This is a genomic window from Paraburkholderia phenazinium (genome assembly GCF_900141745.1).
Lineage (GTDB): Bacteria > Pseudomonadota > Gammaproteobacteria > Burkholderiales > Burkholderiaceae > Paraburkholderia > Paraburkholderia phenazinium_B.
Genome location: NZ_FSRM01000002.1, coordinates 2,141,991 through 2,166,069 on the forward strand (window position 1 = coordinate 2,141,991; position 24,079 = coordinate 2,166,069).

The 24,079-nt window shown below is 62.2% G+C and carries 18 protein-coding genes; 12 read left to right on the forward strand and 6 right to left on the reverse strand.

What is annotated here, in order from left to right; translation table 11 throughout:
* Positions 1–164 precede the first annotated feature (164 nt).
* The 9 genes from BUS06_RS29465 (at position 165) to BUS06_RS29505 (ending at position 14,698) form a co-directional block, all read left to right on the forward strand.
* Positions 165–3,272 (forward strand): ligand-binding sensor domain-containing diguanylate cyclase, encoded by a 3,108-nt coding sequence (locus tag BUS06_RS29465; RefSeq protein ID WP_074267888.1) that lies wholly within the window; start codon positions 165–167, stop codon positions 3,270–3,272.
* Positions 3,273–3,321: 49 nt separating this feature from the next.
* Positions 3,322–5,994 carry a sensor domain-containing protein gene (locus BUS06_RS29470; protein WP_083611664.1) on the forward strand — a complete coding sequence of 891 codons (2,673 nt, stop codon included), beginning with the start codon at positions 3,322–3,324 and terminating at the stop codon, positions 5,992–5,994.
* Positions 5,995–6,487: 493 nt separating this feature from the next.
* Positions 6,488–7,408, forward strand: coding sequence for an alpha/beta fold hydrolase (locus tag BUS06_RS29475; RefSeq protein WP_074267889.1), 921 nt, complete (start codon positions 6,488–6,490; stop codon positions 7,406–7,408).
* 2 nt (positions 7,409–7,410) lie between these two features.
* Entirely contained in the window at positions 7,411–7,980 is a 570-nt protein-coding gene (locus BUS06_RS29480) for a methyltransferase family protein (RefSeq protein ID WP_074267890.1), read from the forward strand.
* A gap of 14 nt (positions 7,981–7,994) precedes the next feature.
* Positions 7,995–9,299 carry a glycosyltransferase gene (locus BUS06_RS29485; protein ID WP_074267891.1) on the forward strand — a complete coding sequence of 435 codons (1,305 nt, stop codon included), beginning with the start codon at positions 7,995–7,997 and terminating at the stop codon, positions 9,297–9,299.
* On the forward strand, positions 9,296–10,864 hold the full coding sequence (locus BUS06_RS29490; RefSeq protein WP_074267892.1) for a DHA2 family efflux MFS transporter permease subunit: 1,569 nt from the start codon (positions 9,296–9,298) through the stop codon (positions 10,862–10,864). The genes BUS06_RS29485 and BUS06_RS29490 overlap by 4 nt, the downstream gene beginning before the upstream one ends.
* Before the next feature lie 22 nt (positions 10,865–10,886).
* The gene (locus BUS06_RS29495; protein WP_074267893.1) at positions 10,887–11,867 is read left to right on the forward strand and encodes a glycosyltransferase family 2 protein; all 981 of its coding nucleotides are present in this window, start codon (positions 10,887–10,889) and stop codon (positions 11,865–11,867) included.
* A gap of 3 nt (positions 11,868–11,870) precedes the next feature.
* On the forward strand, positions 11,871–13,466 hold the full coding sequence (locus BUS06_RS29500; RefSeq protein WP_074267894.1) for an efflux transporter outer membrane subunit: 1,596 nt from the start codon (positions 11,871–11,873) through the stop codon (positions 13,464–13,466).
* Positions 13,467–13,471: 5 nt separating this feature from the next.
* Positions 13,472–14,698 carry an HlyD/EmrA/EmrK family protein gene (locus BUS06_RS29505; RefSeq protein ID WP_074267895.1) on the forward strand — a complete coding sequence of 409 codons (1,227 nt, stop codon included), beginning with the start codon at positions 13,472–13,474 and terminating at the stop codon, positions 14,696–14,698.
* 57 nt (positions 14,699–14,755) lie between these two features.
* On the opposite strand, the gene BUS06_RS29510 is transcribed toward BUS06_RS29505, so the two are convergent.
* Positions 14,756–15,850: a DUF3443 family protein gene (locus tag BUS06_RS29510; protein ID WP_254369088.1), complete on the reverse strand. Its 1,095-nt coding sequence runs from the start codon at positions 15,848–15,850 to the stop codon at positions 14,756–14,758.
* On the opposite strand from BUS06_RS29510, the gene BUS06_RS38400 reads away from it, so the two are divergent.
* On the forward strand, positions 15,750–16,127 hold the full coding sequence (locus tag BUS06_RS38400; RefSeq protein WP_254369112.1) for a hypothetical protein: 378 nt from the start codon (positions 15,750–15,752) through the stop codon (positions 16,125–16,127). The two genes, BUS06_RS29510 and BUS06_RS38400, sit on opposite strands and share 101 nt — an antisense overlap.
* Here the strand turns inward: BUS06_RS38400 and BUS06_RS29515 are convergent.
* The 4 genes from BUS06_RS29515 to BUS06_RS29530 all read right to left on the reverse strand — a co-directional run bounded on the left by BUS06_RS29515 (position 16,085) and on the right by BUS06_RS29530 (position 20,635).
* Positions 16,085–16,561 (reverse strand): DUF2844 domain-containing protein, encoded by a 477-nt coding sequence (locus BUS06_RS29515; protein ID WP_074267897.1) that lies wholly within the window; start codon positions 16,559–16,561, stop codon positions 16,085–16,087. The genes BUS06_RS38400 and BUS06_RS29515 overlap by 43 nt on opposite strands.
* 370 nt (positions 16,562–16,931) lie before the next feature.
* Positions 16,932–17,699 (reverse strand): class II aldolase/adducin family protein, encoded by a 768-nt coding sequence (locus BUS06_RS29520; RefSeq protein ID WP_074267898.1) that lies wholly within the window; start codon positions 17,697–17,699, stop codon positions 16,932–16,934.
* A gap of 122 nt (positions 17,700–17,821) precedes the next feature.
* Positions 17,822–19,201 carry an MEDS domain-containing protein gene (locus BUS06_RS29525; RefSeq protein ID WP_074267899.1) on the reverse strand — a complete coding sequence of 460 codons (1,380 nt, stop codon included), beginning with the start codon at positions 19,199–19,201 and terminating at the stop codon, positions 17,822–17,824.
* A 54-nt stretch (positions 19,202–19,255) separates the two neighbouring features.
* Positions 19,256–20,635: an MFS transporter gene (locus BUS06_RS29530; protein WP_074267900.1), complete on the reverse strand. Its 1,380-nt coding sequence runs from the start codon at positions 20,633–20,635 to the stop codon at positions 19,256–19,258.
* A gap of 143 nt (positions 20,636–20,778) precedes the next feature.
* On the opposite strand from BUS06_RS29530, the gene BUS06_RS29535 reads away from it, so the two are divergent.
* On the forward strand, positions 20,779–21,699 hold the full coding sequence (locus BUS06_RS29535) for a LysR family transcriptional regulator (RefSeq protein WP_074267901.1): 921 nt from the start codon (positions 20,779–20,781) through the stop codon (positions 21,697–21,699).
* Between the two features lie 27 nt (positions 21,700–21,726).
* Here the strand turns inward: BUS06_RS29535 and BUS06_RS29540 are convergent, their stop codons facing one another.
* Entirely contained in the window at positions 21,727–22,395 is a 669-nt protein-coding gene (locus tag BUS06_RS29540) for a glutathione S-transferase family protein (protein ID WP_217272838.1), read from the reverse strand.
* Positions 22,396–22,723: 328 nt separating this feature from the next.
* Between BUS06_RS29540 and BUS06_RS29545 the strand changes: the two genes are divergently transcribed.
* Positions 22,724–23,989: an ABC transporter substrate-binding protein gene (locus tag BUS06_RS29545; protein ID WP_074267902.1), complete on the forward strand. Its 1,266-nt coding sequence runs from the start codon at positions 22,724–22,726 to the stop codon at positions 23,987–23,989.
* Positions 23,990–24,079 lie beyond the last annotated feature (90 nt).

Genomic DNA, 24,079 nt, shown 5'->3' on the forward strand with positions numbered 1-24,079 from the left:
AAGAGACGTGGGTGCCTTTTGGGCGGATCCGCGGCGGGTGACGTGGCCGCCTTAGAAGTGGCCGATCCATCGCGTTGGCGTGACCCGTTCGGATGACTGTATGCAGCCCTTCTGTGCATCGGACTGGCGATCGCGCCGAACGACTTACCGGGGACCAGAGTTCGATGCAGAAATGGAAGTTTCTTTGGTCGCAGATGCTGTGCTGCTTTTTCGCACCTTTGATGGTGCTTGCGACTGTTTCACCCGCCGCCGCGGCGGGTGCCTGGTACGACGGCTCGACGCCGGTTTTTCGCCATGTCGAAGCACCTAGCAGCATCACGCCCACCGCGATGCTGCAGGACCGGGACGGTCTGATCTGGATCGCTTCGCAGACAGGCCTTGCCAGCTGGGACGGGTACCGCTTTCGCGTTTACATTGGCGATGCCGGCAAGCCCGGCAGCTTGCCTTCCTCTTACATCAATGCCCTGCATGAGGACCGCCAGGGGCGCCTCTGGGTAGGCACGGATAGCGGCGGGCTTGCACGTTTCGACAACTCGACCGGTACCTTCTGGACGCTGGGTGCGGGCCCCCAGGGCCTGAGCAGCGCACGCGTCTTCGCGCTTGCCGCTGACGGCCCGGATGGGTTGTGGGTGGGTACGGAAGCCGGACTGGACCGGCTGGATCTGAGCACCGGCAAGGTGCGGCGGGCGGCCGAGGGAGGCAACCCGCCCGGCCTGCCGGCTCGCCGGATCAGCGCTTTGCTCGCTGATCGCAGCGGCAACCTGTGGGCCGGCACGCACGACGGCCTGTTCGTCCTGCGCGCGGGCACCCCGGCTTTCGTGCCGGTGCCGACCGAAAGCATGACCCGCGCTGCTATCGAGGTCTGGCAACTGGCGGAGGACAAGGACGGACGTGTCTGGGTCGGCACGCGTGCGGACGGCGCCTTCGTAATCGAACCTGGCGCCACGATGGCCCGGCAGTTGCACGATAGTGAACGCGGTGGCGGAAAGGGTGTCGAGACGGACTGGGTTGTCGCGATCGTCGATGTCGGCGACGGCCGGGTGTGGCTCGGTACATGGTCTCAGGGCATCGTCCAGGTCGACACGCGGAACTGGACGACCCGGCGCCTGCGCCACGATGCAGGGCTGCCCGGCAGCCTCGCCGAGGATGACGTGGTCGCGCTGCTGCGCGATCACAGCGGACTTATCTGGGCCGGTGGGCCGAGTCTGTTCGATTCGATCGATCCGGCGCAGCGGGCGATTACAACGTGGTATGGCAGCGATGGCCACCTGCTCGGCGGCAAGCACGCGCAGGTCACCTCGGTGTTCGCACGGCCCGACGGCAGCGTCTGGCTCGGCAGCGACAACGGCGGCATCGACATCGTCTCAGCGGAACACGGACACAGCCGGCGCCTCGCGCCCGAGGACGGTCGACCGGACACCGCGCTCCCGAGGAGCTCCGCACTTTCGATGGTCGATGCGCCGGACGGCAGCGTCTACATCGGTACCGCCAAGGGGCTGTACCGCACCCGCGATGGCGGCCGCAGCGTCGAGCGGGCCGCGTTCCCAGGTTTGCCGCCCACGGCACTGGTCAGGGCGCTGTGCGTCGACGGCAACAGGCTCTGGATCGGCGGCCCGAGTGGACTGGCGCAGGTCGACCTGTCGGTCCAGGGTGCGGCGGCGCAAAGCGTCCCGAGTCTGCGGGGCGCAGACATTACGAGCCTTAACTGCCGAGACAACGAGGCGCTGTGGGTCGGTACGCAGACGGGACTCGCGCGCTACTGGCCGGCAACCGGCCACACTGACCGGCCCTGGCCGGAGACGCCGGAGCGGATCGGTTTGCCCAGTAGCTGCGTGACTTCCATCGTGCGCGACAGGCGCGGCTGGCTATGGATCGCGTTCTACGGCGGCGGCGTGCGTGCGCTTGAGCCCGGTCCGCGAGGTGCGGTCTTGCACGTGCACCGTATCGGTCACGAGGATGGTGTGGAGAACAACGCCGCGAACGCGCTGCTGCTCGATGCGAAGGACAATGTCTGGGTGAGCACCGATAGCGGCATCGTGCACATCGACCACGACACGCTGGCCACGACACGGCTGCAACAGGCCGACGGGGTTGGCCTGCTGCCCTATTGGGCCTCTTCGGCCGGTACCACGCTGCAGGGAGATCTGCTGTTCGGCGGCAATGGCTTGACGATCGTGCATCCCGGCGAGTTTCAACCCTCGCGTTTCAAGGCTCCTATCAGGCTCACGGATGCCGATGGCCGATCGATACCGTCGTCCGGAATCACGCTCGGCCCTTCGCAACGCGCAATACAGATCACCTTCGCGCTGCTCGATTACTCGGCCCCCGAGCGCACGCGATACGCCTACCGCCTGGCGGGTCTCGAGGACGCATGGACCGACTCGCCTGCCAACCTTCGGATCGCTCACTATACGAACGTGCCGCCTGGAAACTACGTGCTGCAAGTGCGCGCGTCGAATCGTGCCGGCGGCGAGTGGACGGAGTGGGCGAGCTTGCCGGTGCGCGTTGTGCCAGCGTGGTACGAGACGATTTCCTTTCGTCTGTTCGCGGTGCTGTTCTTGCTGGTGCTCTTCGGTGTACTGATACAGGTACGCACGCGCCTGCTACGCCGGCGTGCTGGGGCGCTGGAGGCGCTGGTCGCGCAACGCACGCAGGAACTTCAGCAACGCACCAATGAGCTCCAGCAACGCTCCGACGAACTCGTGCGCCGTACGGCGGAATTGCAGGCCAGTGAACAGCGGCTCGAACAGCTGGCCTACTTCGACGGTTTGACCGGCCTTGCGAACCGGCGGCATTTCAACGACGACCTGCATCTCCTCGTGGGGCAGGCACGCCGGGGCGCCGAATTCGCGCTGGTGCTGGTCGATCTCGACCGCTTCAAGCCGATCAACGACACTTACGGCCACGATGCTGGCGACGAGGTGTTGAAGGCCGTTGGCGCGCGCCTGCGCCAGGCGACGCGCGAGGTCGATCTCGTCGCGCGCCTTGGCGGCGACGAGTTCGCCGTGCTGCTCAGGCAGCCAGGCGAGCGCGAGGCCGTGGCCGCCGTGTGCGAACGCATCATGGCCACGTTCGCCCAGCCAGTTCCGTACCACCACCTTTCGTTAGCGGTCGGCGCGAGCATCGGTGTCGCGCGGTGTCCGCAGGACGCACTCGATGCCCAGACGCTCTACAAGTCCGCCGACATGGCGCTCTACGCGGCAAAAGAAGCCGGCCGCGGCGCCTTGCGCTGGGCCGAGACATCGCACACAGACGAGGCAACCCCACAATGACAATCAACCTGTCCTCTTGCCCGGTGAGAGCTGACTTCTGGAGGCTTCGGTGAGATTCGACGTCACGCAGCGGACTGAACAGTTTCTGAACATCGTCAGAGGTATCGACGCGGTTGTGATGGAGCTCCGGACGCCCGGGGAGGGCGAGGTTCGCAACCGCCGCATGGCAAGGCGCCTGCAGACACTTTCGCAGTGTCTGCGGGCACTGGGCGCGCAGCTTGCCGCAGACATCGCTGTCCAGAACGACGGGCACAGCCGGATGCGCGAGACGCTTGCAGCCAGCGAGCGTCAGTTCCGGACCCTGGCCGAAAATCTGCCGAACTACCTTGCGCGTCATGCCACCGGCGCTGAGATCGTCTATCTGAATCCGCGGCTCGAAGCCATCTTCGGTCTCGGGATCGACGAGGTTGTCGGGAAGGCGCCAAGCCAGCTTTTTCCCGACGGGCGGTTCGAAGGTTACGAAAGCGCCATTCTTGAGGCAGCCCGCACAGGAGAAGAAGGGCAACTGGAATTGCGCTTCACGACGCAGGAGGGAGAGCCCCGCATCCACCACGTCCAGTTGGTCCCGGAACGCGATGAAACGGACGTCATCGTCTCCGTACTGGTTATTGGAGGCGACATTACCGAGCGGCGCCGGGCAGAGCAGGATCTCAAGCATGCGCTCGATTTCGCCGAAGGGGTCATCGCCGCGATCCCCGATATTCTGTTCGAACTGGACCGTGATGGCAGGTATCTGAACGTCTGGACCAAGAATCCGGAATTGCTCGCCATGCCCAAGGAAGAGCTGCTCGGCAAAACGCTCGACGAAGTGTTGCCCGCGCAGCAGGCGAGCGCCGCGATGCGCTCCATCGGGATGGCCGACAGGCAAGGGGTGACCGTTGGCGAGACGCTTATGATCGACCTGCCGGATGGCAGCCGCCGGTGGTTCGAGTATTCGCTGGCGAAGAAGCTGGGCGAAACGCCCGCGACCGACACGTTCCTCATCTTGTCCCGCGATGTTACGGAGCGCAAACGTATCGAAGAGGTGCTCGCCGGCCGCGAGCGGGAATTCCGGACGCTGGTGGAAAACTCGCCAGACACGATCGTGCGCTATGACAAAGAGCTTAGACGTGTCTATGTCAATCCGATTTCCGCCGCGCTCGTCGAGGGCGGTTTAGCCGCGCTGATGGGCAAGAAACCGTCCGAATGTCCCGGTGGCCCCAATGCCCTGATTTACGAGGAGAAGCTGACGGAAGTATTCGTTAGCGGCAAAGCCGCCGAATTCGAGTTGAGCTGGACAGAAAAGGATGGCGCGCAGTGTTGCCATCTGATCAAGCTGGCTCCGGAATTCGGCGTGCACGGTACGGTTGAACATGTCCTGACCGTGGGCCGCGACATTTCCGAATTGCAGGTTTCACGCCAGAAAATTCACCAGATGGCCTTCTACGATCCGCTCACCGGATTGCCGAACCGTACCGAGTTCAATGAGCGTTTGGTGCGGATTACCAGCGAGGCTGGCGGGCAGCGCAAGTTTGCCAGCGTGATGATGATCGACATGGATCGCTTCAAGGGTATCAACGACACCATGGGGCATGCCGTGGGCGACCAGTTGCTGCGCGACGCGGCTGCGCGTCTGAACCTCTGCGTGCGTCCTTGCGATACCGTGGCCCGCTTCGGGGGCGATGAATTTGCGATTCTTCTTCCGGACATTTGCGATCGTGCCGTTCTGGAGGACATCTCGGCGATGATTCTCGGCAAGTTCGGCGAGCCTTTCTACCTGAACGGGAGAGAGGTGTACGTTTCCTGCAGCGTTGGACTTGCCCTGTATCCGCCCGATAGCGTCGTAGCGGACGACCTCGTGAAATACGCGGATCTGGCCATGTACGCGGCCAAGCGTGCCGGCGGCCGGAGCTTTCGCTTCTACTCGAAAGAACTGACGGTCGATGCGACCGCGTACCTGCTACTGGAATCGGAGCTGCGCCGCGCCGTCGAGCGTGACGAACTGGAGTTGCACTATCAGCCGAAGGTACTGCTCGACGGCAATCAGGTGATCGGTTCAGAAGCCTTGCTGCGGTGGCGGCGCCCGGGCGTCGGGCTCGTCCCTCCCAACCAGTTCATTCCCCTTGCCGAGGAGACGGGCCTGATCGCCGATCTGGGTAAGTGGGTCCTGCGCGAGGCTTGCCTCGCCGCAGCGGAATGGAACGCCGGTTGCACGGCGTGCCACACGGTCGCGGTCAATCTGTCGGCGAGGCAGTTTCAGTTTCGCGATCTCGTCCCGATGGTCGGCGAGTTGCTCGAAGAGACCGGCTGTCGTCCTGAATGGCTGGAGCTCGAGATTACGGAGAGTCTGCTGCTCGAGGAAGACGACACGATCCTGGATACGCTTTCGGCGCTCAAGGCCATGGGGCTCTCGATCGCCATCGACGATTTCGGCACCGGCTATTCGGCGTTGAGCTATCTCGCACGGTTTCCGATCGATACGCTGAAGATCGACCGGTCGTTTGTCCAGAAGGTGACCACGGACCGGCGCCACGCGGAGCTCGTCAAGGCGATCCTGTCTATCGCACGGTGTCTCGGCCAGCAAGTCGTTGCGGAAGGCGTCGAAACGGCGGAACAGGCAGACTTCCTGCTGGCGAACGGGTGTCAGGTCGCGCAGGGGTTTCGGTATAGCAAGCCGCTGGCGAAGTCCGATATGGCCACGCTGCCACGGCTGCTTGAACTGGACGCGGCCACGGAGCCTTGAACCCGTCAGCAGGCTTGCTGGGCATCCGGGAACGGGCGCTGCCCGTTGGCGCAACCGGTCGTTTTCAGCAAGCGTGGCCACGGCACGTCGGTACAACTTCATATCCCCGTGGGGGGAGAGCGGGGCTTCGGACGAAGCGTGATATGCGGCTGTCCGGTTTTGCGTGAGTTATAACAATATAAATCGGGTGATGAATAATTTACCGACATAAAATCAACACAAATATCATTCGGGAATTATTTCTCTAATATGCAATTCAATAAGCATATTATCCAACCTTACATAAGTAATTTTCATTCCAAAAATAAAATATAGACGTGCTTGATTTTTCACAATTGTTCAGACAATATTTGTTCGCAGTATCACTGCATCGCAAAATCCTGGAAGCCATTGTCCTATATGGATGTGGCTGTATGTCAATGCGCTGCCTGTTGCACTGCATTCGATAAAGTGCAAATCAATTTTTCATTCAATTAAGAATGAAGGGGGTTCTATGCCGGTTGAAAAAACAATCGTTCGTCTACCCAATTCTCTTTGCGTACAGGCTGAGCGGCATATCTTCGAGGCTGACCGGAAAAGCGTAATTCTCGTGAATGGGGCCCTCGCAACATCAGCTTCATTTGGGCAAACAATCAAATACCTTGGCGAACGATATAACGTTATCTGTTTCGACCTGCCTTATGCCGGCGAATCCCGGCAGCACAACCGCAGCGAGTTCCTGCTGACCAAGGACGACGAGGCGGAGATTCTGCTGCATCTGATCAATCACTTCGAGCCGAGCTACCTGTATTCCGTGTCCTGGGGCGGCCTTGCGGCGCTGCTGGCCCTGGCGCGGCGGCCCGCCAGTATCGAAGGCGCGGTAATCGGCTCGTTCTCGCCGTTTCTCAACGATGCGATGATCGCCTATGTCAGTCAGGCGCGGGACATGCTCGAGGCCGGCGAGCACCTGCAGGCCGCCCAGCTATTGAACGACACCGTAGGCAAGCACCTGCCGCGTATCCTGAAGCTGCTGAACTACCGTTATCTCACCGGCCTGCCGAAGGAAGATCAGCGCCGCGTCTCGTTCCATGCCGAACAGATTCTGGCGCTGAAGCCGGAAAGCTACCTCGGCAAGCTGGCCGAGATTCGCTGCCGGCTCAAGTTCCTCAACGGCGAGCTCGACGAATACACCACCGCGGAGGACATTCGTGTCCTCGCCCGCTACGTCATGCACGCGCAGTTCGCTGCGGTGCCGAACACGGGGCATTTCCTCGAACTGGAAGGGCGAACCCAGGCGGCCGCCATCCGTGAGGAAATCCTCGGTTTCTTCGGTGTAGCTCAAGAGTTCGGTCGTTCACGACCTGAGGTGCCGTCTTCTCTGTCCGTCGCGCAAACGTTTGCGACCCCCGGAATGAACGTGGATTTCGGAGGTTGAAAATGACGATCTATCACTCGATTGCCGTTCTCGGCCCGTGGGCCGTGTGGCTCGCCTACTGGATGAAGGCCTCCTCGTGGGCGAAGAAAACCGTCAGGCGCGAGGATCGTTTGTCGCGCACGATCCAGTCGATTCCGTTGATCGTGGGCTGTGCGCTGGTGGTATTACCGGACCGGCTGGCCGGCGCCTGGAGTCTTGCGGACGCGCACTTCGATTCGCAACAATGGATCGGGGTGGCGATTATCGTGGCCGGGCTGAGTTTCTCGGTCTGGGGGCGGCGCCATCTCGGCTCGAACTGGAGCGTATCGGTCACCTTGAAGGCGGATCACGAGCTGGTCCGCAGCGGACCTTATGCGCTCGTGCGTCATCCGATCTACACCGGCTGTCTGTTCGCCATCGCCGGCGCCGCTCTGGTTACGGAGGAGTGGCGCGGAGTGGCCGGCTTCGCGCTGATCTTTGCTTCGCTGGCCTATAAGGTTCGCGTCGAGGAGCAGTGGTTGTCGGAGCATTTCGGCGACCCCTACCGCACCTATCGCCGCGAAGTGAGGGCGCTTGTGCCCTGGGTCTATTGAGCGGCGCACGACCCATGGCTCACATCGTAATTACCGCGATCGGTTCGGCCGGCGACGTTCATCCATTCATCGGGATTGGCCGGGCTTTGGCGCAACGGCGGCACCGGATCGTGCTTTGCACGCATCCGCAATTCGCGCCGCTGGCCGAGCGGCACGGTTTTGCGTTCGTGCCGATCGGCACGTGGGACGAGTATGCGCGGGCGATGGCCTGCCCCGCGCTCTGGAACCCGCGGACGTCGTTTCGCACGCTGTGGAGCATCGTCGCGCCGTCGATCCGGCCGCACTTCGATGAGCTTGCCGCGCTCACGACCTCCGACACGGTACTGGTCGGCTCGCTGTGGGCGTTCGCCGCCCGCCTGATGCAGGAAGTTCACGGCACGCCATACCTATCTGTTCAGGTGTCGCCTTCGACGCTGCTGTCCGCCAGCGCGCCGCCGACCCACAAGCGTATGACCGTGCCCATGTGGCTGCCGCTTCCGCTCAGGGCAAAGTGCATGGAGATGATCGAGACAGGCATTATCGACAGGGCTTGCGGCCCCGCGCTGAACGACGTCCGGCAGGGCCTGGGCCTGCCACCGGCGAGCCGCATCCTCGGCCGCTGGCTGCACTCGCCAGACGGCGTGTTGTGTCTGTTTCCGGACTGGTTTGCGGCCGCGCAGCCAGACTGGCCGCGCAACCATTTCATGGCGGGTTTCCCGCTTTTCAACGATGTGTCGCCCGGCGCGTTCGACGATGAGCTGAGTGCTTTCCTTTCGTCGGGCAAACGGCCGGTGGTCTTCACACCGGGCTCCACGCTGATCGACGAGCGGGCGTATTTCGGCGCCGTCGACGAAGCGCTGCGCCGTACCGGCGCACGCGCTATCGTCCTCGCCCGCAACGTGGGAGACCGGTGGCATGCGCGCGCCGACGTGCTGGTGCGCGACTTTGTGCCGATGCGCAAGCTTCTGCCTCACTGCGCGGCGCTGGTTCATCACGGCGGGATCGGCACGGCTGCATTGGCATTCGAAGCAGGCGTTGCGCAGGTGGTCACGCCGTTTGCGCACGATCAGTTCGACAACGCGCAGCGCGTCGCGCAGAGCGGTTGCGGCATCCGGATCGACAGCCCGGCGAGCGGTAAGGCGCTGGCGTCCGCACTCTCGCGCATCGCCACGGACCCATGGGTCGCGGCGCGCTGCACGATCGCCAGACAACGGATTGGCACCGCCCCCGACGCCTGCGAAGCCGCCGCGCAATACATTGAGCGTCTGGCCGAGCGACGTGCCGCTGCCGGCACGCGTCCCGCAGACCGCAAGACCCTGGGAACAGCACGGTCCATATGAGTACTTCAAGCGACGTAGTCATACCGGATCTCAGCGCTCGCGAGGCGCCGCCTTTGCGCGGCGCGATGCTCGCCTTGCTGACGTTTGCGCTTTCACTCGCCACCTTCATCGAGTTGCTCGATTCGACCGTGACGAACGTCGCCGTGCCGTCCATCGCGGGCAGTCTCGCTGTGTCGAATTCACAGGCGACCTGGGTCATCAGTTCGTATTCGGTGGCGGCGGCGATTGCCGTGCCGCTGACCGGCTGGCTGTCGCAACGGATCGGCGAGGCGCGCCTGTTCGTCTGGTCCGTGCTGCTATTCACGCTGACTTCGCTGCTATGCGGGATGGCTGGCAACCTGGAACTGCTGGTGGTATGCCGTGCGATGCAGGGGCTCTGTTCAGGCCCAATGGTGCCGCTTTCACAGGCCATCCTGCTGCGCGCGTTTCCACCGGAAAGGCGTGTGCTGGCGCTGGCGTTGTGGGCCATGACGGTTCTGCTCGCGCCGATCTTCGGGCCGGTGCTGGGTGGCTGGATCATCGACCAGTTTTCCTGGCCGTGGATTTTCTTTATCAATCTGCCAATCGGTTTGTTTGCCTTCGCGGCATGCGCCGCGCTGCTGCGGCGCGAGCCACCCGATCCGCATCAGCCGCCGATGGACGTGATGGGTATCGTGCTGCTCGTAGTCGGTGTGGGGGCGCTGCAGGGCGTGCTCGACCTCGGGCGCGATCACGGCTGGTTCGACTCGTCCCTGATCGTCGGGCTTTCGCTGATCGCCGCGCTCGCCTTGGTCTCGCTGCTGATCTGGGAATCGGCCGAGCCCTATCCGGTGATCGACCTCAGCCTGTTTCGCGACCGCACGTTTTCGTTCGGCGTGACGATCATTTCGCTCGGAATGGTGAGCTTCTCGGTGATCGGTGTCATCTTTCCGCTCTGGCTGCAAACCGTGATGGGGTACACCGCATTCCAGGCGGGATTGACGGTTGCGCCGCTCGGCATCCTTGCGCTGGTTTTTTCCATGCTGGTCGGCATGTTTCTGGACCGCTTCGATGCGCGCGTCGTCACGTCGTTTGGTTTTCTGGTGTTTTTTGCCGTGCTGTCGTGGGACGCGCACTTCACCCTGACGATGTCGTTCTGGCAGATCGTCACGCCGACCTTCATTCAAGGCATCGGCCTGCCGTGCTTTTTTATCCCGTTGAGCGCGGCCATCCTGTCGCGTATCCCCAACGAAAAACTGGCGGCGGCCTCGGGTCTGTCGAATTTTTTGCGCACGCTTTCGGCCGCTTTCGGCACCGCGCTCAGTGTTACCTGGTGGGACAACCGCGCCGCGCATCACTATGGCAATCTCGCGCAGTCGGTGACGCATGCGTCCACCGGCACGAGCCTGTTCATGCGATCGCTGCAAACGCTTGGACTAGGCCCCAATCAGCTGGCCGCCGTGCGCAGTGTGGTCGAGCAACAAGCCTACATGATGGCGACCAACGACCTGTTCTATATGGCGAGCCTCGTGTGCCTCGCGCTTGCCTTGCTGATGTGGGCCACCAGGCCGTGGCGCGGCATCTCCGCGGCGCGCGCCGGACATTGACGCGTATGGGGAGATAACGATCATGAGCGAAACGATCACCTCTTCGGGCAGCGCGGGCGCCACCGAGAGCGCCGCGCCGTTGCTCGGCGCGCTGGTGGTGTTGTATCGGCCGACGCCCGAGCAGCTTACGCATCTTCTCGAACTGTGCGAACCTAGCGTGCCGGTGCTGGTCGTCGACAATTCGCCGGTGCCTGCCACCTCGATTGCCGATGGACTGGCCGCGCACGGCATCGCATATCTTCGTAATGCTAATCGTGGCGGGATTGCCGGCGCCTACAACCGGGGCCTTGCGCACCTGTTCGAACGCGGTATCGGTGCGGTGGCGCTGTTCGATCAGGATTCGCTGGCGAGTGCCGACTACTTTCGCGTGATGCGCGAGTCCTGCGCGGCGCTCGGCGCACGAGCCTTCGCTATCGGGCCGCGTATCTATGACGAGAACATCGGCCGCTTCCTTCCGCAGATGTACAGCAACGGCTTTTCGATCCGCACGCTGGCTTTCGAAGCGGGAGCATCGTTGCAGCCGTGCTCCTTTCTCCTGTCTTCCGGATGCGTCATTTCGCGCCTCGCTTATGAGCGGCTGGGTGCGTTCGATGAACCGTTGTTTATCGACCACGTCGACACGGAATATTCATTGCGCGCGTTGCAGCGTGGCGTACCTTTTTATGTGGAACCACGGCTCATCCTGTCACATCGCATCGGCGAAAAACGGCAGCACCGGTTCGGTCCGATACGCCTCACTTCGATGAACCATCCGGCGTTTCGCCGCTATTACATGGCACGCAACGGCATGCATCTGTGTCTGCAATACACGCTATCGCTTCCGGTCGCGCTTATCCCTAACTTCATCACACTCATGCAGGTGTGGCAGGTATTGCTCTTCGAGTCCGGCAAGCTGGCGAAGCTTTCCGGCATCGCCTGCGGGATTGTCGACGGCATGTTTGGCAGGCTGGGTCCGCTCGAAACCGCGCGCCCGCGGCTCGCCGCCCGTCTGGCGCGCGGCTGAGCGATGGCGATCGAACTCTGCCATGTCCAGCACGCGTTAAAGCGCTTATGGGCTTTAACATCGGCTACCTTGCTGAGCGGCTTGTGTGTACTGAGCGGTTGCGCGGACCACACCCCCTATCAACCGCTTGCCATGCGCTCGCCGGGTCCGCAGGAACTGGCGCAGACCACGAAAGATGCAGGCGGCGCGTGGCCGGAGGCGCAATGGTTCGCATCGTTTCATGACCGGCAACTCGACGCGCTGGTCGCAGAAGCGCTTGCTGGCAATCCGGACATTCAGATTGCCGGCGCGCGGATCGCCGAGGCGCAGTCGCAACTCGAACGGTTCGCCTCGGGCACGGGTCTGACGGGGACGGCGACGGCGGCAGCCTACAAGGCGCGCTTTCCTGCCGTCGACGGGGCGGCGAGCGTGAATTTCGATGGCACCACGGTACCGATCGATCTCTTTAGCGACCCGTGGGTGTCGCCGGGGAGCGTGATCGTCGGCGCCAACTACGAACTGGATCTGTGGGGCAAGAACCGCGCGCTCACCCAGGCGCTGGTGTCGGCACGCGATGCTGCGCGAGTCGATGCGCAGCAGGCTCGCCTGACCCTCACCACTTCGCTTGTCACCCTCTACGGCCAACTGGCCTACGCGTATGCGAGGCGCGACCTGATGGAGGCGCGCCGCCATGACGCCGAGCAACTCGATGCGATCCGGCGCACGCGCGAGGCGAGGGGCATCGACAACACTTACAGCGCGCAGCAGGAACAGATCGAGCAGGCGGCGCTTCGCATGCAGTTGCAGACGATCGACGATTCGATCACGCAGACGCAGTTGCAGATTGGAGCGCTGACCGGCGCGGGACCGGAACGCGGGCTCTCGTTGCAACGGCCGACGCTCACCGATAGCGACGCCTTGTCCGTGCCCGCGAACCTGCCGCTCGAACTGCTCGGCCGGCGCCCCGATATTGTCGCGGCCAGGCTGCGTGTGCAGGCCGCAACCGCAAAGATCGATGCTACCCGCGCGGAGTTCTACCCGAACATCAATCTGTCTGCTGGGGGTGGCCTGTCGTCGTTGAGTCTCGGCTCGCTGTTCTCGAGCGCGTCGGCATTCTTTGCCATCGGTCCTGCCGTGTCCCTGCCGATTTTCGAACGCGGCCAGTTGCGCTCGCAACTGCATGGCGACTTTGCACAAGCTGACGAGACGATCGCGCTGTACAACAAGACACTCGATGAGGCCCTTGCCGAGGTGTCCAGATCGATTGCGACGATGCGCAGCCTTACGACACTCATCGACGAGCAGCAGCGCGTCCTCGCCGCGCGTGAACAGATGATCGCGGTCGCGACTGAACGGCAGCGCCGCGGTCTGATTCCACAGGCGGATGTTCTCGCGCAACACGATATGAAACTCGACGAGCAACAGCGGCTTCTCGAACTCGAGGCACAACGGCGCGATGCGGACATTGCGTTGATCCGCGCGCTGGGCGGCGGTTTCGACGAGGCAAGCCGGACGGGTACCGCCGCGGCTTCACCCGCCGCGACCCGCCAGCCCGCGATGCAGGACTCGCCCGCAAGCCAGAGTGATAATCGCTCATCCAACAATCCTTCCTCTAGCTGAATCGCATGAGTACAGAAAACCTGCCCGGCGAACGCATGGCATTTGCGCATCGCGATCCAAGGAAGATTTCGCGCCGAAACCGCCTGTTTATGCTGCTGTTCGGCGTAGCGGCGGTTGCGGCCGCCGCGGTAGGTGTGAACTGGTTTGTCTCCGGCCGTTTCTTCGAGGAAACGGATAACGCATATGTCGCCGGCAACGTGGTGCCGATCGCCGCGCAGGTGGCGGGCACCGCGCGGGAGGTGCTGGTGGGCAATACGCAGTACGTCAAGGCCGGACAGCCGCTGGTGCGGCTCGACGATACAGAAGCGCGTATTGCGCTTGGGCAGGCCGAGGGGGATCTCATACGCGCAGTGCGGCAGACGCGCAGCGCCCAGTTCGCCAATGCAATGTACCGCGCTGCGGTCGACGCTCGTGCGGCGGAACTCGCACAGGCCGAGCAGGCGCTGAAGGCGCGCTCGGGTGCCACCGTGCAGGTGGTGTCCGGCGACGAGTACGAGCGCGCGCGAGAGGCCGTTGCCGTTGCGCAGGCCAATCTGGCCGCGGCGCGCAGCCAGCTTGCCAGCGGACTCGCGGCGAGTGGTTCGGGGAACGTGGAGGACGATCCAGCCGTGTCGCTGGCGGTGCAGCAACTGGAGCTTGCGTATGTCAGGCTCGCGCGCACGACGCTCGTGGCGCCCGTCGAAGGCGCCGTGGCTCAGCGCGCCGTGCAGATTGGTCAACCCGTTGCGCCCGGCGCCCAGCTGATGACGGTGGTGCCGGTCAGGCAACTCTGGATCGAGGCGAACTTCAAGGAAGGGCAAGTCCGCAACCTGCGCATCGGCCAGCCGGTTTCCGCAGTCTCCGACCTGTATGGTTCGGGGATGGTATTCCATGGCCGCATCGGTGGACTGTCGCCCGGAACGGGCAGTGCGTTTTCGATGTTGCCGCCGCAAAACGCGGCCGGCAACTGGATCAAGGTCGTGCAGCGCGTACCGGTGATCGTTTCTCTCGACCCGGCGGAACTGGTTGCGCATCCGCTGCGGGTTGGGTTGTCGATGGTCGTGTCGGTCGACACGCATCAACGTGACGGAGCGTTGGCCAGTGCCACCGATCCCGCAGGGGCAAGCATTGCGCCTGTCGCCAACGATGAGACAGAACAGGCCGACGCCCTGGCGCGGAAACTTATTGAGGAAAACGATGTTTCCGGTTCCCATGATGCAAACGGCCAGCGCCCCGGAGGCGCCAGCCGTTAATTTCATGCAAACGGCCCACGCCTTGAAGGCGCCGGCCTTTAGTGTCACAACCGACGATCAGCTCGATACGTACGACACGTATGGCCCGCTTCCGCCGCCGGCCGACGATGTACCGGTAATGCCGAAGTACACATGCCGCCCGTAGAAGAACGGCAACCCGAAGTCAAAGCTGCCGGACAGATACGCACCGAGATCGTTGAATGCGTAGTTGCCCGTCGCAAACAGCGTAGTTGCGTTGGCAATGTTGAAACCAATGCTCGCGCTCGATGAATTGGAACCCGTGACCGTAGCCGACAGACCCAACGTGCTCGACGGTGTGTACCACGTGCTGCTGCTCTGGGAAATACTCGAGTCCGCGAAGAACAGACCGTTTGAGCCTGTGTCGAAGAACGCGTTGTCCGTATAGGTGGTGCCGTTAAACGTTGCCGTTACGTCGCCATACTCGTCTGTGGTGAAGACGGTCGCGCTCGTGCCGGATAGCACATTGTTGGTCTCGGTATCGATGCCGAACACCAGTGTTCCGGACGCCGTGCTGCCTCCGCTATCGGAGACCTGTGAGATCTCGACGATCACGCCGTTGTTGTCGGTCGTGAAATACTGGACCGGGTTGCCCACCTGCGATGCGAGAGCCTCTGTGGTGGCCGTGCACGTCGAGCTGCCGCAAGCATAGTAGGCGGCGCTTTGTGAGCCGCTCACGCAACTCGAGCCACAGTCCTGGGGCCGCACGCCTACGCCGAGGATACCGTTCGCGCCGAGCAGCGCCGGCGTGCTGAGCGCAGTACTGACCTGGCAATCCGACGGCGCCGACTCTGCGAGCGTCGAGTCGGTCATGATGTGGATCGGCACGTTTTCCGCAATCTCGCTGGACATCTTGATGTCTGCGCTGCGAACTGTGCCCCACGTGTAGCCGCTACCAAAGATCGCGCATTCGGCGATCGTGTCGCTGGTTGAGGATTGCGTTTGCGTCGTCAGCGTCGAGAGCGTCGTGCTAGGTACGACGGACGCATACAAACGCAGTCCGTACGAACCGGTATCGAGAAGGACGTTGTCGATGGTCGAACAGTTCGACGCAGCATTGCTTCCCGGCGTACAGACCGTCACGCTTACCATCGGGCGGTTTTTGTTGCCGTACGGTGCAGACGAAATCGTGATGGGAACCGTGTTGGTCGCGCTGCTGGACGTCGGCGTGGCCGACGCATCGGTGGCGAGCGTCGACGTGCTTGTCGACGAACTGGTGGTGCTGCTGCTCGTACTACTGGAAGTACCGGAACTCGTTGTGCTGGAGGTCGTTGAATTCGAACTGCCTCCGCCGCCGCATGCGGCGAGGCCAATCGTCAATGCCGCGACCATAACCCCGAAAATTGCTCGCATTGTTCTGTTTCCCGTTTATTGGATGTCGTCGGCACTGAACCCTTGCGGGAATGCCTGAGGCAGGTACGCACGACCGGTGTAGGCCCCCATGTGGCCACCCGTCTGGACCACGAGCCCGGACTGCTGAACCGACAGCGGGCCGGAGCCTCCACCCATCGTCGCGCGTGCGGTGGACAAGCCCTGCAGATAAGCGGAGAAGTAAGTGCCTAGCAAGGTATTGAGCGGCGCGATCTTTGGACCGTGCCATGTGATGGCAAAGACGGTGCCGCTTTGCGCCACGTACTCACTGACGACCGTGCCGGACGTAAGGGTGGTTTGGTTCACGCTGTACGTGACCGAGGCGGTGCTCTGGCGTTGCGCGAGGATCGTCACGTTGTTGGTGCCGCTCGACGACCAGGTCGGCGGCCCCCCGAGTTCCGCGTATGCGGGTGTCGCGGTTTCAAACGTCGCCATTGCAATAGCTATTGCGACGCAGAGCTGACTGGTACGCATTGGTTTCCTTTGTTTTTTGAGGACGGCCCGGGCGTCCTTATTGGGTTTATGCACAGCGAGTAGAAGGTGAAAGACGAAGACACACGACGAATCCCGCGTCGCGCTCATATCGAGTCGAAGCTGACTGAATATCGGAAAATAATCCGATAACTTTATACTTTCTTACGAAAGATAAATTCGGATAAATAATTCAGGGTTTTAAACGCGTTGTTCGGTATTTCCCTACGCGCCATTCAGACAAGCCTGAATCGAAAATGGCGTGCCAATGCTCGCCGATAGATCATTGGCTATTTCGTGACGCCGTCGACGGGAACGGCGAGCGCCGGCCCCGGGAGGTTGTGCGGATACTTGAATGTGGCTAGCGGATTTGTCAGCTCTTGTAAGACTCGTCGCGCCGATCAAGAAGACGCAACATCGCCGGCCATTCCATCACGCCAAACGGCCGCCGAACCTGCGGTCGATATAGATGGTTCGTTTTTTCAACCACCGCTTGCGGCGGCACATGCAGCGGCGTATTGCATGCCATTGCGTCGACCTGAGCGCGACACGCCATCTCGAGCCAATACATCGCGTTAAAGGCCTCGGCGATACTTTTCCCTACCGACAATAGTCCGTGGTTGCGCAAGATCATCACGTCGCGCTCGCCGAGGTCGTTTACCAGCCGGCTCTGCTCGTCCAGATCCACCGCGACACCTTCGTACTCGTGATAGGCAATGGAATCGAAGCGCATCGCCATCTGGGTAAGCGGCAGGAGACCGCACTCCAGCACGGAGACGGCCATGCCCGCGCGTGTATGCGTGTGAATGACACATTCCACGTCGTGGCGAGCGGCGTGTATCGCGCTATGGATCACGTAGCCGGCGCGATTGACGCTGAAGTTGTCGTCGACATTGAAGAGGACATTGCCGTCGAGATCGACTTTGACGAGGCTCGACGCCGTAATTTCTTCGTACATCATCCCGTAAGGGTTGATGAGGAATTCTGTATGGCTGCCCGGCACTCTCGCGGTGATGTGGTTATAGATGAGATCTGACATGCCGAAATGGGCAATGAGCCGGTACGACGCAGCAAGGTTGATGCGCGTATTCCACTCGGCTTCAGAAACAATATCTTGTACACGTCGGGAAGGGTTGTTCATCGTTTCTCCGTTGCAGGTTTAACGTTGGCCGCTTGAGCGGCGGGAACCCTTGCAACGTAGCACTTTTTGACGAGACGTGTCGGCGCCGGCGGCCCCTGGACGTGTTTGTCCGAGCCTTCTTTTTATCTGATCGGCATGCGAAAGCTGAAGCGCGTTTCGTCTTCCGTCGAAGCGACTTCGATCGTGCCGCCGTGGGCGCGCGCGATCTCGGCGACGATGTAGAGCCCGAGTCCCAGTCCTTGCTGATCGGCGGCGAGCGCGCCGCGCGTGAACGGCGCGAACAGCAGTTTTTGGCTTTCGTGCGGAATTTGCGGCCCCTTGTTGCTGACCGAGAGGATGAAGTCGGTATCCGCGGATACGTTGACCTCGACCGGATCTGTTTGCGAACCGTAAATCAGCGCATTCTTGAGGAGATTGGACAGGAGCCGCGCCATGTAGACCGGGTCCGTTTCGACCGGGTGCCGCAGTGACAGGGTGACTTCGATCTGGCGCCCCGGATGAGCGAGGCGCAACTCTTCGACGGCGTGACGCAAGGCGGGCTCCAGCCCTTCGCGGCTAAGGCGCAGGGAGATGCCGTTGCCGAGCCGGCCGCGCGACATGTCCGAGAGATCGTCAATCAGGGCGGCCATATGATCCGCGCTTCTGGCGATGGCTTCCGAAATTGCGCGTGCCTTGTCGTCCAGCTTGCTGCGGAGCAAGAATGTTGCACCCGCGCTGATGGCGACGAGCGGATTGCGAAGATCGTGACCAAGCACCGCGATCGACTGATGGTGCAGCGCGTTCAGCGCAAGGGCGTCGGAAAGTCGTGCTTCGGTTTCCGCGAGCCGCATGCCAGCTTCCTCGGCATCGTGCGGGGCGTCGTGCATGGCGGCCGTGCCTGGCAATGTGCACGCCGCACCGCCATCGAGTTGGCCCGGTTCCGTGCTGTTCGGGCGCGGGCTATGCAGCACGAGGCCGTGTCTTTCGAGGACGTCTCTGACTTGCCCCGCTTCGATGCGGTCATGCTGGTAACTGCACATGCAGATGAGACGCCGCCCATGGACCGCCTCGTCAACGCCGGATTCATAATCGAGAAAGCCACTCCAGTTCGCTTTGTCGACCCACGCGCAATTGCCGTTGGTGCGCAGACCGCGGTAGCCGGCGGCAAGTGCCTCCTGCTCGCGTTGCACGAGACCTGCAACGAGCGCCTGTGGCCGCAGCGGTTCGCCCTGCTTGTAGAAGGCACTCGTGTCCTGGATCTCGATCTGACCGCTTTGCTCGCGTGCGTCGAGGTCGGGGACGACCGCGCGCAGTGCGGAGCGCGCCTCGTCTGCGTCGAGCGGTGTACCGGTTACCCACAGGCAACGCTCGTTGTTCTCAAGACCCGCCCGAAAGAAGGGAATAATAAGGTCGCGCAAATTTGCGGCCGAACCGTAAAGTTGACCGATATGGCTTCCCCAGGCGAGGGAAGGCAGCGCCGCGATGCCGGATGGCGCGTGGTAGTCCGCGGAATCTTCTTGCATCCGTGTAATTTAGCAGATGCGCATTCATTTGGAATGATGCGTCCGCTAATGCCGCTATGCTGCGGCTGGCACCCCGCCGGATGTCTTCAACCCCGCAATCGCGATCACCGCGCCTGCCATCATCAATACACCTGCCAGTACCACGGCGGTGTGCAGTCCGGTGACGGGATTGCCTGCCGTTCTGGCGATGAGCGAACCGAAGATACCCGCGCCGAGTGCGCCTCCAATTTGACGCGCCGTGTTCAGCAAACCTGAAGCGATACCGACGGAACGGGGCTCCACATGCGCGAGGAGGGCGGTGTTGATCGACGGTACGGCCAGCGCGACGCCAACGCCGATTGCCAGCAACGGAGCGGTGATTATCAGGTCACTGCTGTTGACCTCGAGCAGCGCCAGCGACAGAAAACCGAGCCCCGCCACGGCCTGCCCGACGACCATCGGAAGACGGTAGCCGAATCGTGAGGTGAGCGCGCCGGATGCGAGGTTCGCTACGGTGACAACGGCGGTCATCGGCAGGAAAGCCAGACCAGTCTCGAGCGGCGTGTAGTGCCGGACATGCTGGAAGAAGAGGCTCATGGCGAACATCAGCCCGTAATAGCCAAAGTTGAGCGACAGTCCGATCAACGAACTTACGCTGACCGCGGGTATATGGAACAGCGACAGCGGCAGCATCGGTTCCTTTTGCCGCGCTTCCGCCAGCACGAACAACGCGCCGAACACGACGAAACAAACGATACCCGTCATCACAGCCGGGCTACCCCAGCCCAACCTGCCACTTTCGACGACAGCGAACATCAACGCCACCAGCGCAACCACCGCTAGCATCTGGCCGGCCAGATCGATTCGGCGTGCCGCGTGACGGAGGGTATCGGGCGCATGGGCGAGCGTGAGCCAGATGCCGGCAACGCCGAACGGCACGTTGATCAGAAAGATGCTTGGCCAACCGAAACGGTCGATCAGCAAGCCGCCCACGAGCGGGCCTGCACCCAGCGCTAGCGCGGCGGTTCCGGCCCAGATACTCACGGCTTTGGCGCGCGCCCGCGGGTCGGGAAAGGCCGCGCTCAGCAGCGATAGCGACGACGGCACACACAGCGCCGCCCCGACGCCTTGTACCGTACGCGCCGCGACAAGCGTGAGCGCTCCGGATGCGAAGCCGCATGCTACCGACGCCAATGTGAAGATCGCAAAGCCGCCGACGAAAACGCGCCGCGCGCCCAACCGGTCGCCGAGTGCGCCGGCGCTGAGCAGCAGGGCGGCGAAGGCGAGCGTATAGGCGTTGAGCACCCATTCGAGCTCCGTGGAGCTGACGGATAACGTTTCCTGAATCCGCCCGAGTGCGACGTTCACGACCGTCACGTCGAGGCAGATGATGACGAAGCCAAGACTGGCGGCGAGCAGGGCGAGACGCGGAGATCGGGTCGATTGTCTGTGCATGATGGTCGGTCGGGTAGAGCGCGGTTAGGGACTCAAGCGGATCAGGCGGGTTCGCCTGACCGATATCCATGCCCCACTCTAATCCCCCAGTCAGGCTTGATAAACCGCCTGCAAATTGGCACAGAACCCACTAATATTGGGGAATGGATCTTCTCAAAGCGATGACGGTGTTTGTGCGCGTAGTCGAGACCGGCAGCTTGACGGCGGCCGGTTTCGCCTGCGATCTGTCGCCCACCATGGTCGGCAATCACCTCCAGGCGCTGGAGGACAGACTCGGCACGCGGGTTATCCACCGCACCACGCGCAAGCAGCAGATCAGCGCGTTCGGGCAGGCCTATTACGAGCGCTGCGTCGAGATTCTCGGTCTCGTCAGCGATACCGAGCGATTGGCGCTCGATCATCTCGGGACGCCGCGTGGACGCCTGCGGATTACCGCCCCCGTGATTTTCAGCAACGAGTGCCTGGTTCCAGCCATCGCGGATTATTGCCAGCGCTACCCCGAGGTGCAGTTGGATGTCGTCGCCACCGATGGCTTGTCGGATCTGATTGAGGACGGTTTCGAAGCGGCTATTCGTATCGGTACGCCGGGCAACCCTGACCTCGTTGCGCGTCCGTTGCGGGCGTATCGCCTCGTGCTCTGTGCGTCATCCGCGTATCTGGATGCGAGCGGCGTACCGGCGACGCCGGAGGATCTTCGTGCGCACCAATGTCTGACCTACGCCTATCCGCTGCGCTCCGAAATGCACGCGGCGCAACCGGAGTGGACGCTGTCCGGCACGAATGGAACGGTGAGCGTTCCGGTCAGAGGCCGCTTGAGAATCGACAATTCAGAAGCGCTCCGCAGAGCCTTGCTGGCCGGCATGGGGATCGCGATGTTGCCGGGCATTCTGGTCGACGCGGATATCGAGGCGGGCAGGTTGATCGAAGTGTTGCCTGACTATGCCGCGCCCATGCGGCAGATCAACCTGCTCTATTTGCGCGACCGGCAGATGTCGCCGAAGCTTCGTAGTTTCGTCGAGTTTGTGGTGGAGCGGTTTGGGGCCGGCTCCGATTCACAGGGTTGACGGCGTGGAACCCGGAGCCGACCGTCATCAGCTGGCCGTTGCCTGGCTAGCGACGAAGACCGCCAATTGAGCGGCGAAGGCCCGCTGGTATGCGGGCCGCGCTTCGCCGCGGGCGACATAGGCGGCAAGGTTCGGATATTCGTCCAGCAGACCCGATGCTCTCAACCTGAGTAGCACCGCCACCATCATAAGGTCGCCCGCGCTGAACGCACCGTCGAGCCATTCGGCGTTGCCAAGGCGATCGGAAAGGTCGCCCAGCCGGTCACGGATGCGATCCTCGACGAGAGGCAGGCGTTCCTCGTACCAGGACTTGTCGCGCTCCTGAAACCTGATGGTCTGAAGATCGAGGATCGGCGGCTCAACCGTGTTGAGTGCGGCGAACATCCATGTGATCGCACGAGCCCGCGCATCCGGATCCTCAGGTAGCAGGCCTGCATGGTGCTGTGCGAGATGGAACACAATTGCGCCTGACTCGAACAGGGCAAGAGGGCCTTCCTCATAGGTCGGAATCTGACCAAAAGGATGCAGCGCCCGATGCGCCGGTTCCTTCATTGCACCGAACGAGACAAGACGAACCTCGTAGGGTTGGCCTACTTCTTCAAACGCCCAGCGAACACGCATGTCACGCGCCAGTCCCCTGCCGCGATCGGGTGATTGTTCAAAACACGTGATAACGGGGGGCAGTGAAGGGGGCATGGTGTTTCTCCTTTGCTGGATGTCTCGTTGAGTGGGCGACACGCAATCCGGGTGCTTACCTGCTAGACGTTGGAGATAGGGCTAAATCGACATCGCATCCGCAAACTCCTCCTGGTATTTTCGCGCCGCACAAAAACGGCCACGGGTGGGCTTCATGTCTGCCCGCCGGCGAATCCAATAGCGATGCAGGATACCAACGGTCTCGTCATCGTTACTACCGATATAGGTCGCCCCGAACGGATGCTATTGTTCCCTGCGCATTCTTAATAGATGCACTGTAGCTGGCAAATGTTGCTCCACGATCGCACCACGCATCGGAGAACAGACAATGTCCAACAGCAATACGCGGCGGAGCCTGTACCGCGTCATCCGCACCGGTATGACAATCGCGGCGCTCGGGCTCGCAGTTTCAGCCTACGCGGCGGGCGACCCCATCAAGATCGGGGTGATCGGCGAGGAGTCGGCGGTAGCCGGCGCGTCTATCACAAAGGCCGCCCAGCTCGCAGCGGACGAGATCAACGCGCACGGTGGCGTCGACGGCCGGCAGATCCAGATCATTGCTTACGACGACCACTCGTCGGCCTCCGAAGGCGTGCGCGCATTCCAGCGCGCCGCCAGCCAGGACAAGGTCGTGGCCGTGATCGGCAGCTATATCAGCGAGGTGGCGCTTGCGATGGAGCCCTGGTCAGCACGCCTCAAGATGCCGTTTATCACGCCAGGCGCGGCGAGCAACGACATCTCGAAGCAGGTCCACGACGACTACGATCACTACAAATACACCTTCCACGGCTGGATGACCTCGGCCTTCATTGCCCAGTCGATCTGCGACTTCTCGCATGACATCCTGGTCGGCCAGTTCAAGATGAAGACGACGGTCGTGATGAGCGAGGATGCCGCCTGGACCAAGCCGCTGGACGAACGTTATCTCGAGTGTCTGCCGAAGGCCGGGCTCAAGGTGCTCGATCACATCCGCTTCAATCCGGATACGACGGACTTCACGCCGATCTACAACCAGATCGAAAGCAAGCATCCCGATACGATCACCACTGGCATCAGCCATGTTGGGGTGCAACCCACGGTGCAGTGGCATGACCAGCAGGTGCCCATTCCGCTGACCGGGCAGAGTTCGCAGGCTACGACCACCAGCTTCTGGAAGGACACCAACGGCGCGACCGAAGGCGTCATCACGGCGTCTGCCGCCGCGCCAGGCGTGGCGATCACGCCAAAGACCGTGCCCTTCGTCGATGCGTACACCAAACAGTTTGGCGTATCGCCAGCCTATTGCGGCTTCACGAGCTACGACCTCGTTTATATCCTCGCGGACGCGATCAAGCGCAATAACGGCGCAACAGATCCCGACAAGATGGTCGATGCGCTCGAGAAGACGGACTACGTCGGGACGATCGGCCGCTGGCAGTTCTATGGCCGCAACGACCAGTTCACCCATGCGCTGAAATACGGTCCGGGTTACATCACGGGTATCAACCTGCAATGGCAGGACGGCAAGCAGGTCGCGATCTGGCCGAAAGCGCTCGCCAATGGAACCGTGAAGTTCCCGTCCTTCATCAAGCTGCAGCAGGCAAACGCCAACTAGTCGCGCAACGCGGAGGTGGCCGGGCGCCGGGGTTATCCGGCAATCCGGCGTCATCGCAGGCGACGGATTCCGCCGTTGGCCGAACCAGAG